This window comes from Paenibacillus rubinfantis (assembly GCF_001486505.1).
Taxonomy (GTDB): domain Bacteria; phylum Bacillota; class Bacilli; order Paenibacillales; family Paenibacillaceae; genus Fontibacillus; species Fontibacillus rubinfantis.
Window position 1 is genome coordinate 171,262 of record NZ_LN909064.1, and the last position, 13,421, is coordinate 184,682.

Consider the following 13,421-nt stretch of genomic DNA (forward strand, 5'->3'; position numbering starts at 1 on the left):
AGGGGGGAGATCACCATGCCCGTTCAAGTGCTGCTTAATATCGTTATCGCTTACCTGTGGATGTTCCTGAAGGATGACATGAGCGTCTTAAACTTTATCAGCGGGTATATCGTGGGGTTGTTCATTTTACTCTGCATACGCCGGTTCTTCAAGAAGCCATTCTATGTCTTTACGCTGGCGGCGGTTGGCAAGCTGTTTGTTATCTTCATTCATGAACTCATTACTTCATCGATGATGGTCATGAAGCATGTGCTCCGGCCGAAGGTCGACGTGAAGCCGGGCATCTTCAAGGTGGAGACAGATTTGGAGGGGGATCTGGAGATTACGCTCCTCTCGTTGCTGATCTGCTTGACGCCGGGTTCGGTCGTGATGGATATCACCCCTGACGCAAAGACCTTGTACATTCATGGGCTGAATATGCCGGAATCCAAAGAATCGGTCCTCAAATCAAAATCCGTATTCGAAAAAGCGATAAAGGATGTGACCCGAAAATGATCTTTCATACGATCCTGATCATCGCCTTAGTTCTGCTGTTAGCGGCGATCTTGTTCAACTTATACCGCGTCATCAAAGGGCCATCCAGTGCGGACCGGGTTCAGGCGCTGGATTCCGTGGGCATTAATTTAATCGCAAGCATTGCGGTTTATTCCGTGCTGCTGCATACGCATGCCTTCTTCGATTTGATTTTGCTGATCGGCATTTTATCGTTCATCGGGACGGTAGCTTTTGCCCGGTTTATGGAAAGGGGTGCGGTCATTGAGCGGAAGCGGTGAAATGGTTGGCGCGATCCTGATTCTCCTGGGGGCGGTCTTTAGCTTGATCAGCGCGATCGGCAATATCCGGTTGCCCGATGTATACACCCGGTCTCATGCGGCCTCAAAAAGCTCGACCCTTGGCGTATTATGCGCGTTGGTGGGAACTTTGCTGTATTTTCTGATCGCCGAGGGATACTTCAGTATTCGACTGATTTTGGGCATCTTCTTCGTGTTTCTCACGGCTCCGGTGGCAGCTCACGTCATTTGCCGGGCCGCGTATCGTCACTGTGTCCCGCTGGCGGAAGGAACCGTCGAGGATGAGCTCCGGGAGTACTACAAGCCGGCCGAGGACTTTGAAGGGGAGGATCAGGTCGAAGCACAGGGGAATGAGATGGAGACCCCCACGCAGGAGCCTCTTCAAGTGAATCACATGAGTTAAGCACCCGCAAGGGTGCTTTTTGATCGTGTGGGATTAAGTCCCATGCCTTCTCATGTATGCGCGTATCTGATTGAGAAACCCTATAGCTACTACATTGACAAGTTGGGTGACTGAGATGAAAGTAGCGATTATGGGGGCGGGTTTATCGGGGTTGGCCTGCGCGATTACGTTGGAGCGAAACGGCATCGAGCCGGTGATTTTTGAGAAGCGGAGCCAGGTTGGAGATCGGTTTGTGAACGCGGAGGCGCTGCTCTCCATCTTTGTCCACCCCGTCCAAGATTGCATCGCATCGCTGTCGGAGCAATATGGCCTGTATCTTCAACCAACTGCGAGCATCCAGCAGATGACGATCACGTCCAGTCAGGCGAAAGCTATACTGGAGGGACCGTTAGGCTTCACCAACATTCGCGGGAGGGAAGCGAACTCGTTCGAAGCCCAGCTCAGTCGGCAAGTGAAATCGCCTATCCGATTTCATTCGGAAGCAACGTACGAGCAGCTGCTGGCGGATTACACGCATGTGGTGATGGCGACGGGGGACGGGGATTACGCCAAACAAACCCGCAACTTCCGGAAAGACATCAGCGTCTCCTTAAAAGGAGTGACCGTGGAAGGTCAATTCGATCGCTATGCCGTGAAGGTTTGGTTGGATTATGACTATGCTCCTTACGGTTACGGATACCTCCTTCCCTTCTCGGAGAAAGAAGCCAACGTGGTCATCGGCATCCCCGATATCCCCGCGAACCGGGGCGTGGAGCTAGAGAAGCTGTGGGAACCCTATTTTCAGCGGGTACAAAGCGAGCTGAACCAGGCGCTGCGCGTGACCGACGAATTTCAGATCACGCATTACCCGGTGGGGATTTGCGACAGGGGGCGGGTCGGTAACACCTTCTATGTAGGAAATTGCTTCGGCAGCTTGATGCCGTTTCTCGGATTCGGCCAATATCATGCGCTGCTCACCGGGGTGTACGCTGCTTACGATCTCTGCGGACTCGGCAATTATGAGGAGTTGACGGGGGCGTTTCGTCAAAGCTATGAGCATTCCCTGGTCCTTCGCCGGGTAATGGAGCAGTTGGACAATGCGGATTTGGATTGGATGGTCCGCGCGTTAAGTGGAACCTTGGGGAACAAGCTGTTTTTTGCCAAACGAATTAACCCCTTGAAAGTAGCTAGTTATTTGATGCGTCCTTATGTGAAAATCAAACAAGGAGTGACCTCCTGATCCAACGCGAGGAGGGGATCGGTTGTGATTACCGTACTGAATCTGGATGGCCGGGAGTTAACCCCGTGCACGCTGGACCGCGCCAGGCGGGAAGTGAACCGGGACCGGGCGGTCTGGGTGGATGAGCAGACGATTCAATTGCTCTATAACCCGTTCTTGTTCCGGGATTATCGGAAGATCGCCTTGAAGCGGGATCGTTATATTTGCTTATGGTGCGGCGAACCCGCAACGACGGTGGATCATCTCGTGCCCTCGAGCAAAGGCGGCTCGGATCTGCCCCATAACCTGATTGCTTCGTGCAGCGAGTGCAATTCGAGGCGCGGGAACCGTTCAGCGTTTAGCTATCTCCAGGAAAAGAAGGCGGGCGTCCCTCACCCCCTAAAGCTGCGTTACCGGATCCTGAGAGCGATGATGGGTCCCTATCTAACCTCTCAATGGAGAAGAAAACCTAGATAAGCCTGGCGGATGCCAGGTTTTTTGCGATGGCCGTGTGAAGAATCTCACAGAAGAAAGATATTAAAATTTAAGATAATTAGAGCATGGCAGTAATGCCTGTTGAATCTTCGAAGGGAGAGAGGGATGGACATGGCGTTAAATCGGGGTCCCGTCGAGCAAGATATCGTTATTGAGCGTGTGCAAGAGCTGTTTTCTTGCCGGGTGTTATGGAGCGAAGGGCGTCCTTGCTTGGAGTTTGATCGTGCGGAGGAGTTAGTAAGAATCTCCGATTACATAAGAGCGAACTTTGGGGTGGAGATGCTGGACGTATTTTTTACGGCCATTGAGAGCTTGCCTCCGGATGACGAAGACTAGCATGAGACGGCAAATAAGCTTCCGATGACTGATTTGTGAAAATTCGACCGGAACGGTTATATTCAGCGAGCGCGGGTATATTATTGAGGGTGACTAAATTATGAAGACTTGGTGAAGTAGATTGACGTTGAGAATGGTTCGCATATAATAATTAATATAAATAACTGCTGAAACCAAAAACAAAGGAGAGTTCAAATCATGTCATTGATTGGAAAAGAAGTCCTGCCTTTTAAAGCTCAAGCGTATCACAACGGAAATTTCATCGAAGTATCCGATGCGGATTTCAAAGGAAAATGGAGCGTCGTATGCTTCTATCCAGCCGACTTCACATTCGTATGCCCTACGGAGCTGGAAGACTTGCAAGATCAATATGCTACTTTGAAAGAGCTGGGCGTGGAGGTGTATTCCGTATCTACGGACTCCCACTTCGTGCACAAAGCTTGGCACGACAGCTCTGAAGCGATCGGCAAGGTTACTTACATTATGATCGGCGACCCATCCCACACGATCTCCCGTAACTTCGACGTCCTGATCGAAGAAGAAGGCGTGGCAGACCGCGGTACCTTCATCATCGACCCGAACGGTGTGATCCAAGCGATCGAAATTACGGCTGGCGGCATTGGCCGCGATGCAAGCACGCTGATCGACAAGATCAAAGCGGCTCAATACGTACACAACCATCCAGGTGAAGTATGCCCGGCGAAATGGAAAGAAGGCGCCGCTACTTTGAAACCAAGCCTTGATTTGGTTGGCAAGATCTAAGGAGAGAGAATTATGAAACTGGATGCAGACATCAAACAGCAATTAGAGCAATATATTCAGCTTCTGGAAGGGAATGTTCTGCTGAAAGTCAGTGCCGGAACCGATGAGGTTTCGAACGAAATGGTGGACCTCGTCAACGAGTTGTCCAGCATGTCGGATAAAATTACCGTCAAGCAAACGACTTTACCCAGAACCCCAAGCTTCAGCGTAAATCGCGTTGGGGAAGACACCGGCATCACCTTTGCCGGTGTTCCACTGGGCCATGAGTTTACTTCCCTGGTACTGGCTTTGTTGCAAGTCAGCGGAAGACCACCGAAAGTTGAACAACCTATCATAGATCAGATCAAAGGAATCAAAGGCGAATACCGCTTTGAAACCTATGTGAGCTTGTCTTGCCACAACTGCCCGGACGTCGTGCAGGCATTGAACCTGATGAGCGTGCTTAACCCTGGCATTTCCCATACGATGATCGACGGCGCGGCTTTTAAAGACGAAGTCGAAAGCAAAGAGATCATGGCGGTGCCGACTGTATTCCTGAACGGCGAGCTGTTCGGCAACGGTCGGATGTCCGTTGAGGATATCCTGGGCAAGCTCGGCGCCTCGGATGCGACGGCCTTCGAAGGCAAAGAGCCTTACGACGTGTTGGTCGTAGGGGGCGGACCTGCCGGCGCCAGCGCGGCGATCTATGCAGCGCGCAAAGGCATCCGCACAGGGATCGTAGCGGAGCGCTTCGGCGGGCAAGTAAACGACACCCTGGGCATCGAGAACTTGATCGGCGTGAAGTACACGGAAGGGCCTAAGCTTGCGGCCAATCTGGAAGAGCACGCGAAGGAATACAACATCGACATCATGATGTCGCAGCGGGCGAAAGGCCTTCAGAAGAAGGACCTGATCGAAGTGGAATTGGAGAACGGGGCCGTGCTGAAGAGCAAGACCGTAATCGTATCCACCGGGGCACGCTGGCGCAACATGAATGTACCGGGCGAAGCGGAATTCAAGAACAAAGGCGTGGCGTATTGTCCGCATTGTGATGGTCCGTTGTTCGCTGGGAAACGCGTCGCTGTCGTTGGCGGAGGCAACTCCGGCGTTGAGGCGGCCATCGATCTGGCGGGCGTCGCATCCCATGTGACCGTGCTTGAATTTATGCCTGAGCTGAAAGCCGACTCCGTCTTGCAGGATCGCCTGAACAGCTTGCCGAACACTACCGTGATCAAGAACGCGCAAGTGAAGGAAGTCACGGGGGACAGCAAGGTGAACGGTGTGACCTACATCGATCGGGAGAGCGGCGAAGAGAAGCATCTCGAGCTGGAAGGCATCTTCGTTCAAATCGGCCTGGTTCCCAATACGGAATGGCTGGAAGGCACGCTGGAACGCACCCGGATGGGCGAGATCATCGTCGACAACCGTGGGGCAAGCACCCTGCCGGGCGTATTTGCCGCCGGCGACTGCACGAACTCGGCCTATAAACAAATCATTATCTCCATGGGATCGGGCGCAACCGCAGCTTTAGGCGCCTTCGATTACCTGATTCGCAATCAATAACATCACGCGTTACTTCTTAAGGCCTGCTCCTCGAGCGGGCCTTTTTTGTCGTCTAAACCTAAAGTTTGTTGACTATAGTCTCAAGTTTATGGTCTGGATGAAAGCGCTATCTTCCCGATAAAATGAAGATACAAGAGGCGCACACGCTAAAGGAAAGAGGTGACAGAGCATGAGCTCGAAGGAAACTAGAAAGCGCTTGCATACGCGTTGGCGCAAGCAAGATACGGAGCTGACGTTACTGGCCCTGCCAACGACCCTGTGGTACATCCTGTTCAGTTTCCTGCCAATGTTCGGGATCATTATCGCCTTTAAGAACTTTAAAATAACCGGGGGTTTCCTGAGCAACGTATTCAACAGTCCATGGGCAGGCCTCAAAAACTTTGAATTCCTGTTCAAATCCAACGATGCCTGGATCATCATCCGAAACACCCTGGGCTACAACCTGATCTTTATCGTCCTAGGGATTGTCATTCCCGTGGCGTTGGCCATCCTGATCGGGATGCTTCACAACCGCCGGGCAGGGAAAGCTTATCAAACGATGATGTTCTTGCCTTATTTTCTCTCATGGGTTGTTGTTTCAGCCGTTGGTTGGGCGTTCCTCAGCTTTGACAAAGGGATTCTGAATCAAATGCTGGTGGGAGCCGGAAACGATCCGGTGAACTGGTACATGGAACCGAAATATTGGCCTTACTTCTTGATCTTCATGAATGTGTGGAAGGGGCTTGGGTACGGGATGGTCGTCTATCTGGCGACGATCGCCGGCATTGATAAAACCTACTATGAAGCAGCCGTCATCGATGGTGCTACACTTTGGCAGCAAACTCGTTTTATTACGTTGCCGCTGATGAAGCTGGTCATCGTCATGATGTTTATCCTGGCGGTGGGGCGGATCTTCTACACGGACTTCGGGTTATTCTTCCAGGTGCCGCGGGATTCCAACTCCCTGTTTAATGTGGCCACAACCATTGATGTCTTGGTTTATAAGCAGCTCAAGACGGCAACCGTCGGCATGGCTTCGGCCGCAGCTTTTGTCCAATCGGTGCTCGGCTGCTTGATGATTCTGGCGGCGAACTGGACCGTCCGCAAAATTGATCCAGATAGCGCGATGATTTAAGGGGGTGCGTTTATGGCAACAAGAACGGTTTACGAGAGCGGTCTGGATCGCTTTAATCGTCCAAGCAAAGGAGTGAATGTGCTCCTTCATCTCCTCTTCTTCTTCCTTGCAGTGATTTGTGTCGTACCGATGCTGGTGGTCCTGTCCATCTCGCTGTCGAGTGAGGATTCGATCCGGGAAAACGGCTATCACCTGTTCCCAACCGCATTCTCGGGAGATGCCTACGGATATATCGCGAAGCAGGGGACGATGATTTTGCAAGCCTTGGGGATCTCCGTCTTCGTCACGATCGTCGGAACCGTGTTGGGGATTCTGCTCACCACCTCAATGGGGTACGTGCTTTCCCGGCCGAATTACAAGCTGAAGGGCTTCCTGACCTGGGTTGTCTTTATCCCGATGGTGTTCAACGGGGGCTTGGTCTCCAGCTATTATATCAACGCGAATCTGCTGGGGTTAAAGGACACGGTTTGGTCGCTGATTCTGCCCCTGGCGGTCTCCTCGTTTAACGTCATTATCTGCAAAACCTTCTTCAAAAGCACGATTCCGGACGGGTTAATCGAATCCGCCGAAATCGATGGAGCCGGCCAACTGCGGATCTTCTTCTCGATCATCCTGCCGATCTCCTTGCCAGTGATCGCAACGATTGGGTTGTTCCTGTGCTTTGGGTACTGGAATGACTGGTTCCAATCGATGTTGTACATCAATAATCAGGATCTGTTCTCCTTGCAGGCGCTCCTGAACAACTTGATGAGCAATGTGGATGCGCTGGCCAGAAATGCCTCTAGCTTAGGGATTAGCTACGCTGAGCTGGTTGCTACAATGCCTAAAGAGTCTGCCCGCATGGCGGTTGCCATCGTGATCGTGCTTCCGGTCGCATTTGCCTACCCGTTCTTCCAGCGGTACTTCATCTCCGGTTTGACGGTAGGCGCGGTCAAAGGATAATCCGAAGTAAACTGAGCTTGTCTCGGTTTATGTATAAATTTAGAACACAAAAGGGAGGAAATATTTTATGAAAAGGTCTTTGAAGCTCATCTCTACCTTATGTATTATGATGCTTCTCATGTCCGTTCTAGCTGCCTGCGGTTCGAAATCCAATTCTCCGTCGGCGAACAATGCTTCAGACGCTTCGAACAACACGTCTACAGACACCTCCACATCAACGAACTCGGGAGAAATCCCAACTCTGGTCTGGTGGACGATCGGCGGGCAAATCCCGGATAACTTCGAGAAAGCTATTGAAGCGATGAATGAATATACCGCCGAGAAAATCGGCGTAAAGATCGACATCAAGGTCGCGAGCTGGGGCGATTGGGATACGAAAATCAACACGATCGTAAATACAGGAGAACCTTTCGATATCCTGTTCACCAACGTTTCTAAATACAATCAACAGGTGGCGATCGGGGCGCTGGCGGACATCACCGATCTGGTGCAAAGCGAGACGCCGGAACTGTACAAGTTCATTCCGGAGAAGGTATGGGATGGGACGAAGATTGGCGGCAAGCTTTACTCCGTGCCAACCTATAAGGATTCCTCGTTGACCCAATATTGGGTATTCGACCATAAGTATGTTGAGAAATACGGCATTGACTTGAGCAACATCAAGACCTTGAAGGATCTGGATAAACCGTTCCACGACATGAAAGCTGGAGAAGGCAAGAGCTTCTATCCATTGCCGATGACGCAAGGCGACGGATTTAACGGATTCTTTAACCGGTACGACGATCTGGCGTTGGGATTCCCTCCGGTTGGCGTGAAGGTGGATGACGCTTCCCGTAAAGTGGTTTCCGTTCTGGAACAGCAAGATGTGATGGACGAACTGAAGATTTTGCATCGATGGTATAAGGACGGCATTATCAATCCGGATGCTCCAACCAAACCGGAAGCGGACAAAGGCCGCGCGTTCTTCAGTGCCCAAGGCTTCCCTGGAGCAGATATCACTTGGCAAATCAACGAAGGCGTAGAGAAGTACGACATGACGCAGATTTACGGTCCGCTCTACACCACTGCTACGATCCAAGGTTCCCTCAACGGAATCTCGGCAAACTCGAAATATAAGAAGGAAGCTCTGAAATACCTGGAGCTGGTTAATACGGATCCGAAGCTTCGCAACATGCTGGCCTTTGGTGAAGAGGGCGTTGATTACGTGAAGGTGGACGGCGAAAAAGTCATTGAACGGACTTCCGATACTTGGCCGCTGGCAGGGTATACGCAAGGAACCTTCTTTAACATGGCCACCACTAAAGGTGCTCCTGAAGATCAATGGGCACAGGTTCAGAAGTTGAATGAAGTAGCAACGGCTTCGTCCCTGCTGGGCTTCTCGTTGGACACGACCAACCTGACGACCGAAGTAGCAAACGTCAAAGCCACATGGGATAAATACCGTTATGAATTGCTTACAGGTGCATCCGATTCGGAGAAAATGGTTCCCAAAATCATCGAAGAGCTGAAGAAGGCGGGAATGGATACCATCATGAAGGCCGCTCAAGAGCAGATCGATGCCTACTTTCAATAAGAGTTAAGCTTGATGCGACGGCCCGGACGGAAGAATTATCTACCGTCCGGGCTTTCTATATGATGCTATAATGATAGTGAAGGATGGCAATGGAATCAGCGCCGTAGGATCAAGGACGAAGGAGGCGCGAGAATGGGTTCCTTTTGGCAGATTAAAATCTATCGCAGCAAATTCATTGCCTACATGGTGTTTGTCGTGACGATCGGTCTGGCGCTGGGCATCATGACCTGTGCGGTCCTCATGTATCAGTGGATCGAAGGTGCCCGGAGCGAGGCGGTCAGCGCCTTCGGCCGGATCGAGAATGAACTGCAGTATGATACCGATCGAATTGAAGCGTACATGCAGCGAATCTACTCCAATGATCGTCTGATGAAAGATGTGCGTTATTTTCTGGGCAATACCGCGGAGGGTTATCTGACGAACAGGTTAGAATATAGCATGTACAACGAACCGCTGGTTTCTTTTCCGGAAGATATGAGGGCTTTCTTATACAGCTCGATGAAGGGGGATCTAACCCAAGTCAGCTTGCACACCGAGACCGACAGCAATATGGTGCGGTTTGATGAGAACGGCAACGCCAGCTTTCGATTTAACGTGTCGAACAAAGATGAGATCTTTCGCGAGAAGCTTGAGAAGGGATTCGTGTACCGCAAGAAATTGTCCGATCCTAATCAGATCTCCCGTCAGATCGGAGAATTTCGCTACCTGATCGGCAGCGAGCCGCTCTTCCGAAAGGTGCAAGGTTATAAACTGGATATCGCCGCCGCCGTAAGTGCTTCGGGAGATGTGTATATGATCTCCGGCATGGATCACGGAACGAAGGAGATGATCCTTCGCGCCACGGAGGAGAAACGCAACAGCGGGTATTCCTCGTTGGGAGGAACCAGGAACGTATTTTTCATGACCTTTTCCTCCACGAAGTTCGATTACCGGTTTGTGATTCTCGTGGATTTGTCGCACCTGATCCGGCAAAAGGCGGGGATTCTGATCACGGTCGTAGCAATCGTTCTGTTGGCCATGATCAGCGTGCTGATGCTCATCGTTTACAATATGCGGGATGATGCGAGGTTCTTAAAACAAATCATCCATTCGATCAAACGCGTGAAAACGGCGGATTTTACGTCGAGTTCCCCGGCCCGGTATCGGCGCAACGAATACGGCATGATTGCCCGCGAATTGGACGATATGGTGCATGAGCTTGATAAACACATCCGCACCGAGTACTTGTTGAAACTAAAGCAGCAGGAAACCGAAATGAAAGCGCTTCAGCATCAGATCAATCCGCATTTTCTCTATAATACCTTGGAGTCGATCCGTTCTACCGCTTTGCAACACCGGGATGTGGACACCGCGGACGCCATTGCGACCTTAGGTTCTCTCTATCGCGATATCGTTCATAAGGATAATCTGATCTCCATCGGCGAAGAGCTGGAGCTGCTGCAGAAATTCCTCAGCATCATGGAGCTGAAGTATCCCGGTAGGTTCTACTACCAAATCAATGTGGATGAGACGCTCTTGTCCATCTTAACGGTTAAGTTCTGGATGCAGCCGCTCGCGGAGAATTTCTTCGTACATGGTTTTAATCCGAGCAGCGAGTTTAATCTGCTTGTCGTAAATGGCTGGGAGGAGGACGAACGTTATGTTCTGGAATTCGTGGATAACGGCAAATGGATCCCGGAAGCGCGGTTGGAGGAAGTAAGGCGGAACCTTTATTGTAAAGAGGATACGCCGGTACCGGGTATCGGGTTACGGAATGTGTATACGCGGCTGCATTTTTTCTATGGGGAAGTCTTTGCGATGGACATTGAGAATAACGAGGAAGCCGGCGTTAAGATTACCGTGATGATCTCAAAGGGGTGACTTCTGGATGTATAAACTTCTGATCGTGGATGACGAACCGCAGATACTGGAGGGCATGAAGCGAACCTTGGATTGGTCCGAATACGGATTCCACCAAATCGAGACCAGCGAAACGAGACAAGACGCGATTGCCAAGTCCGTGGAACTCCTGCCGGACATCGCCATCTTTGATGTCTGTATCGGCACCGACCTTGGCTATGAGATAATTCATCAGCTCAATGAGCTGCGTCTTCCCACTAAATACATCATTATGAGCGGGTACAGCGAGTTCGAATATGCCCAAGCGGCGATTCGCTGCGGCGTGAAGGACTATCTGCTTAAACCCGTTGATCGTTCCAAGCTGCAGAAGGTGATCGAGAAGATCATCGTGGAGGATCTGAACGGAACGTTAGACGGGATTCACCGGAACGACCTGAGCACGGACCCGATCTTGGGGATTCCTTACGAGGAGCTGTCCAAGTTGACCAACCGCATCCTGCTGATGGTGAAGGCGGAATATGCCCAGAACATCACGCTGAAGTCGGTGGCCGAGTGTTTTCGCATGAACAGCACCTATCTGGGGCAGCTGTTTCTCAAGGAGACCCGCATGAAGTTCTCGGAATATCTGATGGCTTACCGAATGCGATGCGCGAAGGAACGGATTCTGGCCACGAACGAGAAGATCGCCAGCATCGCGCATGACGTGGGGTACCCGAACCTGAATTATTTTTACACGCATTTTCAAGGCTATTATGGCCTGTCCCCCTCGGATCTGCGAAAAAAAGGTTAAGTTCCTCGTAGCGGAAAGGAGGATGTTATGCAGCATCCCTCTTGGTTCAGTCGCTTGACCCTTTGCGTGGTGGGGGTCAGCTTGTTCTTCCTGCTTGCCGCCGGCTGTTCTCTGTCTTCGGATCATCGGGATACGGTGCCCCGCGGGGACATGGTGAATCTGGTCTACTATACGATTGGCGAGCCGGATCCGGATCTGGAGATGGTGAATGACCAAATCAACGAGGTGCTGGCCAAGAAAATCGGCATCACCCTCACCTATGTCAAGATCGGATGGCAGGAATACGAAAATCGCCTGAACACGATGGTCTCGGCCGGGACTCCCTTTGATATCGCCTATGCCCCGGAATTTACCACGTATGTGAAGCGTGGGGCCTGGCTGCGGCTGGATGACTATCTGTCCAGTACGGGCAAGGATATGTACGATGTGATCGACCCTATTTTTTGGGAAGGGGTGCGCATGGACGATGGGGGGATTTACGGTGTGCCGACCAATAAGGAATTAGCGGTGCGCCAGCAGTGGATGTATCCGGAAGAGCTGGTGAACAAGTACAACATCGATACCACCCAGTATAAGACCTTGGAGTCGTTGGAACCCCTGTTTCGGATGATCCAGCAGAAGGAACCCGATTACTTGCCGATGGAGCTGGATAAGGACTCTCACAATTTCTTCGCCTTGTACGGATATGAGTACGTGATTGACAAGGAGCTTCCGTTAATGCTGAAGTCGCTGGACGCGAACTCCCGGGTCGTGGATATTTTTGAGACGCTGGAAGCCCGGCGGGTGCTGGATACGCTTCGGCGTTATTATCAGGCAGGCTACATCAACGAAGATGCGGCTTTGCGGGAGAGTCAGCAGTTGGAACGAGGGAAGAAGGTGTTCTGGAAGGCATCCAGCGGCGGCCCGCTATCCGAACATAGCTGGAGCAAGGATCGCGGCTACCCCGTGGTAGCACAGCCCGTAACGACCGAGGTGGTCACGACCGAAGACGTACGGGGAGGCGTCATGGCAGTGAGTGCGGATACGAAGTATCCGGTCGAATGCATCAAGTTTCTGAATCTGCTAAATACCGACCCTGAGGTGCGGAACTTGTTTAACTATGGGATCGAGGGCGTACATTACACCTTGGACAAGAACGATCAAATCGTGCTGATCCCTCGAAAGGATGCCGACGGGAACCCGATTCCGGGTGCCTTGCCGGGTTATACAGGCGTGACGTATACCCAAGGGAACTGGTTTATCTTAAAGACGAGGGGCGGCGAGGATCCGGAGCCGTTGAACAAGTGGGAGGAATTTCGCGCCTCCAACGCCCGGGCCGTGAAATCCAGCACATTTGGGTTTACGCCGGATCTATCGATGATGCCGATCCAGCTGCAGAACATCAAGATGGTCTGGCAAAAATACTATCCGAGCCTCATGACAGGCAGCGTGGACGTCGACACGGAGTTGCCGAAGTTTAACGCGGAGCTGAAGCAGGCCGGCTTGGACGAGGTGCGGGCCGAGGTGCAGAAGCAGTTGGATGCTTGGCGGGCTTCGAGTAAGCGGTGAGTCCGCGGTTCTAAGGTGGAAATGGAAACGGCGGTGCAGGGAGAACTCCCGGGCACCGCCGTTTTGGGTTTATTGCAGAAGGAGATGT

Annotated in this window: 14 protein-coding genes; all 14 read left to right on the forward strand. The window is 51.7% G+C overall.

The features are described 5' to 3' along the window. Positions 1–15 precede the first annotated feature (15 nt). The 14 genes from BN3277_RS09175 to BN3277_RS09240 all read left to right on the forward strand — a co-directional run bounded on the left by BN3277_RS09175 (position 16) and on the right by BN3277_RS09240 (position 13,333). Positions 16–495, forward strand: a complete 480-nt coding sequence (locus BN3277_RS09175) for a Na+/H+ antiporter subunit E (protein ID WP_059041974.1) — start codon at positions 16–18, stop codon at positions 493–495. Beyond that, positions 492–773, forward strand: a complete 282-nt coding sequence (locus tag BN3277_RS09180) for a Na(+)/H(+) antiporter subunit F1 (RefSeq protein ID WP_059041975.1) — start codon at positions 492–494, stop codon at positions 771–773. The genes BN3277_RS09175 and BN3277_RS09180 overlap by 4 nt, the downstream gene beginning before the upstream one ends. Then, positions 757–1,194, forward strand: coding sequence for a Na+/H+ antiporter subunit G (locus BN3277_RS09185; protein WP_082691393.1), 438 nt, complete (start codon positions 757–759; stop codon positions 1,192–1,194). Before BN3277_RS09180 ends, BN3277_RS09185 begins: the two co-directional genes overlap by 17 nt. Before the next feature lie 115 nt (positions 1,195–1,309). After that, positions 1,310–2,413, forward strand: a complete 1,104-nt coding sequence (locus BN3277_RS09190) for an NAD(P)/FAD-dependent oxidoreductase (protein WP_059041977.1) — start codon at positions 1,310–1,312, stop codon at positions 2,411–2,413. A gap of 24 nt (positions 2,414–2,437) precedes the next feature. Next, a complete protein-coding gene (locus tag BN3277_RS09195; RefSeq protein ID WP_059041978.1) occupies positions 2,438–2,869 on the forward strand; it encodes an HNH endonuclease in 432 nt (143 codons plus the stop codon). A 129-nt stretch (positions 2,870–2,998) separates the two neighbouring features. After that, positions 2,999–3,223, forward strand: coding sequence for a hypothetical protein (locus BN3277_RS09200; RefSeq protein WP_059042703.1), 225 nt, complete (start codon positions 2,999–3,001; stop codon positions 3,221–3,223). Between the two features lie 198 nt (positions 3,224–3,421). Beyond that, entirely contained in the window at positions 3,422–3,985 is a 564-nt protein-coding gene (ahpC, locus tag BN3277_RS09205) for an alkyl hydroperoxide reductase subunit C (RefSeq protein ID WP_059041979.1), read from the forward strand. Positions 3,986–3,997: 12 nt separating this feature from the next. Continuing rightward, positions 3,998–5,527, forward strand: coding sequence for an alkyl hydroperoxide reductase subunit F (ahpF, locus tag BN3277_RS09210; protein WP_059041980.1), 1,530 nt, complete (start codon positions 3,998–4,000; stop codon positions 5,525–5,527). A gap of 169 nt (positions 5,528–5,696) precedes the next feature. Beyond that, complete coding sequence (locus BN3277_RS09215; RefSeq protein WP_059041981.1) at positions 5,697–6,641, forward strand: ABC transporter permease; 945 nt, start codon at positions 5,697–5,699, stop codon at positions 6,639–6,641. Positions 6,642–6,653: 12 nt separating this feature from the next. Further along, a complete protein-coding gene (locus tag BN3277_RS09220) occupies positions 6,654–7,583 on the forward strand; it encodes a carbohydrate ABC transporter permease (RefSeq protein ID WP_059041982.1) in 930 nt (309 codons plus the stop codon). A 67-nt stretch (positions 7,584–7,650) separates the two neighbouring features. Next, a complete protein-coding gene (locus BN3277_RS09225; protein ID WP_059041983.1) occupies positions 7,651–9,156 on the forward strand; it encodes an ABC transporter substrate-binding protein in 1,506 nt (501 codons plus the stop codon). A 132-nt stretch (positions 9,157–9,288) separates the two neighbouring features. Beyond that, positions 9,289–11,016, forward strand: a complete 1,728-nt coding sequence (locus BN3277_RS09230) for a sensor histidine kinase (RefSeq protein ID WP_059041984.1) — start codon at positions 9,289–9,291, stop codon at positions 11,014–11,016. Positions 11,017–11,023: 7 nt separating this feature from the next. Further along, entirely contained in the window at positions 11,024–11,785 is a 762-nt protein-coding gene (locus BN3277_RS09235) for a response regulator transcription factor (protein ID WP_059041985.1), read from the forward strand. A 27-nt stretch (positions 11,786–11,812) separates the two neighbouring features. Next, the gene (locus BN3277_RS09240) at positions 11,813–13,333 is read left to right on the forward strand and encodes an ABC transporter substrate-binding protein (protein ID WP_059041986.1); all 1,521 of its coding nucleotides are present in this window, start codon (positions 11,813–11,815) and stop codon (positions 13,331–13,333) included. The last annotated feature ends 88 nt before the right edge of the window (positions 13,334–13,421 follow it).

What these genes read in the sequence shown, in the direction of transcription:
- BN3277_RS09175 (WP_059041974.1), top strand. Translation starts at nt 16, where the DNA reads ATGCCCGTTCAAGTGCTGCTTAATATCGTTATCGCTTACCTGTGGATG.
- BN3277_RS09180 (WP_059041975.1), top strand. Translation starts at nt 492, where the DNA reads ATGATCTTTCATACGATCCTGATCATCGCCTTAGTTCTGCTGTTAGCG.
- BN3277_RS09190 (WP_059041977.1), top strand. Translation starts at nt 1,310, where the DNA reads ATGAAAGTAGCGATTATGGGGGCGGGTTTATCGGGGTTGGCCTGCGCG.
- BN3277_RS09200 (WP_059042703.1), top strand. Translation starts at nt 2,999, where the DNA reads ATGGCGTTAAATCGGGGTCCCGTCGAGCAAGATATCGTTATTGAGCGT.
- ahpC (WP_059041979.1), top strand. Translation starts at nt 3,422, where the DNA reads ATGTCATTGATTGGAAAAGAAGTCCTGCCTTTTAAAGCTCAAGCGTAT.
- ahpF (WP_059041980.1), top strand. Translation starts at nt 3,998, where the DNA reads ATGAAACTGGATGCAGACATCAAACAGCAATTAGAGCAATATATTCAG.
- BN3277_RS09215 (WP_059041981.1), top strand. Translation starts at nt 5,697, where the DNA reads ATGAGCTCGAAGGAAACTAGAAAGCGCTTGCATACGCGTTGGCGCAAG.
- BN3277_RS09220 (WP_059041982.1), top strand. Translation starts at nt 6,654, where the DNA reads ATGGCAACAAGAACGGTTTACGAGAGCGGTCTGGATCGCTTTAATCGT.
- BN3277_RS09225 (WP_059041983.1), top strand. Translation starts at nt 7,651, where the DNA reads ATGAAAAGGTCTTTGAAGCTCATCTCTACCTTATGTATTATGATGCTT.
- BN3277_RS09230 (WP_059041984.1), top strand. Translation starts at nt 9,289, where the DNA reads ATGGGTTCCTTTTGGCAGATTAAAATCTATCGCAGCAAATTCATTGCC.
- BN3277_RS09235 (WP_059041985.1), top strand. Translation starts at nt 11,024, where the DNA reads ATGTATAAACTTCTGATCGTGGATGACGAACCGCAGATACTGGAGGGC.
- BN3277_RS09240 (WP_059041986.1), top strand. Translation starts at nt 11,813, where the DNA reads ATGCAGCATCCCTCTTGGTTCAGTCGCTTGACCCTTTGCGTGGTGGGG.